Annotated in this window: 3 protein-coding genes; 1 reads left to right on the top strand and 2 read right to left on the bottom strand. The window is 68.5% G+C overall.

Features of this window, described 5'->3' with window-relative positions:
* Positions 1–354 precede the first annotated feature (354 nt).
* The gene (locus tag B2J89_RS19110) at positions 355–1,755 is read left to right on the top strand and encodes an aspartate ammonia-lyase (RefSeq protein ID WP_169170507.1); all 1,401 of its coding nucleotides are present in this window, start codon (positions 355–357) and stop codon (positions 1,753–1,755) included.
* A 38-nt stretch (positions 1,756–1,793) separates the two neighbouring features.
* On the opposite strand, the gene B2J89_RS19105 is transcribed toward B2J89_RS19110, so the two are convergent.
* Together B2J89_RS19105 and B2J89_RS19100 are read right to left on the bottom strand one after the other, a co-directional pair.
* Positions 1,794–2,012 carry a SlyX family protein gene (locus tag B2J89_RS19105; protein ID WP_169170506.1) on the bottom strand — a complete coding sequence of 73 codons (219 nt, stop codon included), beginning with the start codon at positions 2,010–2,012 and terminating at the stop codon, positions 1,794–1,796.
* A gap of 132 nt (positions 2,013–2,144) precedes the next feature.
* Positions 2,145–2,441 (bottom strand): HPF/RaiA family ribosome-associated protein (locus tag B2J89_RS19100; RefSeq protein WP_169170505.1); only part of this gene is annotated, 297 nt, incomplete at its 5' end.

Raw genomic sequence — 2,441 nt, 5'->3', positions numbered from 1 at the left:
CGCGCTGCTGCGCTGGCGCCGCGCACGCTTGGCGCGGCTGCAGCGCAGGCCGCGCTGAGCGGTCCGCGCGACCGCCGCAGGCACGGCGGAGGCGGGCACGGCGGAGGCGGGCGCGCCGTGCCCCGACCGCGTTATGCGCAAAACTATGGACTTTATGCAGGCGCGCCGCGATAATGCATGCACACGCCCTGTGCCATGGGCTTGCGCTGCAGACCCATGGCACAGGGCGTTGCCACGCGTGCGGCCGGCCCACAAGGCTGCGCACCGCACCTGCTGGCCCGACCTCCCAACGCCGCCTGTGACCGGGCGGCGTTTGTCCTTGTATTGCGGTTTTCCGTCCACGAAAGCAGATCCATGCGCCAAGAAAGCGACTTCATCGGAGTCAAGACCATCCCCCCCGCGGCCTACTGGGGGGTCCACACCGCCCGCGCGGTGGAGAATTTTCCGATCACCGGCCACACAGTGGCCCAGATGCCCGAACTCATTCGCGCCTTTGCCTTTGTCAAGAAAGCCGCAGCCCACGCCAACCTGCAGCTCGGCGCCATCAACGCCACCCAGGCCAGTGCCATCGCCCAGGCCTGCGACGACCTGATTGCCGGCCAGTTGCACGACCAGTTTGTCGTCGACGTCATCCAGGGGGGCGCCGGCACCTCCACGAACATGAATGCCAATGAGGTGATCGCCAACCGTGCCCTCGAGCACCTGGGACTGCCCAAAGGCCGCTACGACGTGCTCCACCCGAACGACCACGTCAACGCCTCGCAAAGCACCAACGATGCCTACCCCACAGCGCTCAAGCTCGCGACCTGGTTCGGCATCCAGGAATTGCTCCAGGCCCTGGCGGGCCTGCGCGGCGCCTTCGAGGGCAAGGCGCGCGAATTCGCCGCCACCCTGAAGATCGGCCGCACGCAGCTGCAAGACGCCGTGCCGATGACGCTGGGCCAGGAATTCGCAGCGTTTGCCAGCATGGTGGCCGACGACGAAAAGCGCCTGCGCGCATCGGCCTATTTGATGACCGAGGTGAACCTCGGCGGCACGGCGATCGGCACCGGCATCAACGCGCCCGTGGGCTACGTGGACGCCGTGATCCCCAAGCTCGCCGAACTCTCGGGCGTGCCCGTCACCGCGGCGGCCGACATGATCGCGGCCACGTCCGACACCGGCGCCTTCGTCGACATCTCGGGCATCCTGAAGCGCATCGCCAGCAAGCTCTCGAAGATCAGCAACGACCTGCGCCTGCTCTCGTCGGGCCCGCAGGCCGGCGTGGGCGACATCCGCCTGCCCGCGCGCCAAGCCGGCTCGTCGATCATGCCGGGCAAGGTCAACCCGGTGATTCCGGAAGTGATGAACCAGGTGTGCTTCGAGGTGATCGGCAACGACGTCGCCATCACCATGGCGTCCGAAGCCGGCCAGCTGCAGCTCAACGCGTTCGAGCCGCTGATGGGCTGGGCGCTGCACAAGAGCCTCACGCACCTGGCGAGCGCCTGCCGCACGCTGCAGGTCAACTGCGTCGAGGGCATCGAGGCCAACCACGCGCTGCTCGACCTGCGCATCGCCGAGTCGATCACGCTGGTGACGGCGCTGAACCCGATCATCGGCTACGAAAAGGCCGCCTCGATCGCCAAGGCCGCCATGGCCAGCGGCAAGACCATCGCAGTCACCGCCGAAGAGCTCGGCATCATGGGCCGGGCCGAGATGCGCCAGCTGCTCGTGGCCGAGAAGCTCACCCAGGCCGGCGCGCTCAGCGCCGCCTGATCGGCCACAGCGTCCGCCCCGGGGCGCTGCCCTGCGTTTCAGTAATGCGGCGGCAGTTCGTCGCGCAGGTTGCGCGGCGCGGCGCTGCCGCCCTCGGGCATCTGGTGGCGCAGGCGCTGCACTTCCTGCAGCAGCGCGTCGATCTGCTGTTGCTGGCGGTAGACCAGCAGGTTCAACTGCTCCAGCAGGTCGTCGCTGTAGCTGGCCTTGATTTCCAGCTCGGTCAGGCGCTGGTCGGTGTCGTGTGTGGGGTCCATCGCGCGATTGGACCGCAACGGGGCGCAGGTTGCGGCGCCGCCCATCAAATACCTGCAAAAAGAGCCGTGAACGCTTGACGGTCAAGCGCTGGCAGCTCTCGATGCATGAGCATGCGCGCGCCGGCGCGGCGCTCACTCCTCCTGCGTGCGGATGGTCTCGCGGGCGTTCTTGTCCTTGGCGCGGCCCAGGTCGGTGTCGAGCGCGCGCACCAGCTTGTCGACCGCGCCCGTGAAGGCGTCGGCCACCTTGTCGGCATCGGCCGTCACGGTGACGGGCTGGCGCCCGGCGGGCCGCGCCTCGATGCGGCAGCGCTTGTCGTTGGCGCCGGTCTTGCCGGCGGCCACGTCGGTCAGAAAGACCTCGGCGCGCGTGACGTGGTCGCGAAAGCGGGTCAGGCGCGCCGTGGTCTCTTCCTGGATCCAGCGGGC

Source organism: Acidovorax sp. SRB_24 (genome assembly GCF_012931925.1).
The sequence above is the reverse complement of the archived record's forward strand: the minus strand, read 5'-3'. Positions and strand labels throughout refer to the sequence as shown.

Bases quoted from the DNA above. Each gene is read 5' to 3' on its own strand.
- B2J89_RS19110 (WP_169170507.1), top strand. From the start codon at position 355: ATGCGCCAAGAAAGCGACTTCATCGGAGTCAAGACCATCCCCCCCGCG.
- B2J89_RS19105 (WP_169170506.1), bottom strand. From the start codon at position 2,012: ATGGACCCCACACACGACACCGACCAGCGCCTGACCGAGCTGGAAATC.